This window comes from Moellerella wisconsensis ATCC 35017, from assembly GCF_001294465.1.
Lineage (GTDB): Bacteria > Pseudomonadota > Gammaproteobacteria > Enterobacterales > Enterobacteriaceae > Moellerella > Moellerella wisconsensis.
In genome coordinates, this window is the sequence record NZ_LGAA01000071.1 from 1 (window position 1) to 323 (window position 323).

Annotated in this window: 1 protein-coding gene; it reads right to left on the reverse strand. The window is 48.9% G+C overall.

Annotation, left to right across the window (positions count from 1 at the left end; genetic code table 11):
* On the reverse strand, positions 1–323 hold a 323-nt coding region (locus M992_RS14430), incomplete at both ends, for a type I restriction endonuclease subunit R, EcoR124 family (RefSeq protein ID WP_072165989.1).

A 323-nucleotide genomic window follows, 5' to 3' on the forward strand; every position in this document is an offset into this window, starting at 1 on the left:
TATTCACGCTTGAGTGACGCACTGATATAACGCCTGGCAGCATCGTGATTGAGATTCTCTTCCTGAATCAATGCCTCCGCTTCCCGCTGCTGAGCGGCCTGAGCGAAGGTGTAGAACTGCTCTATCACGGACTCTTTATTCGGCAGGTTATCTATATCTGTCTGCCCGATAAATTCCAGCATCAGCCCTTCTTTCGCCCGGTTCCCCAGACTGGCACGGATAAGCCGGGTGACCTCTTCCTTCAGTGTCTCTTTGTTCGGGTGCTGTTTGTTGTATTCAAAAATCAGTTCAGGAATGTAATCGAGATTGATTTCCTGAGACTT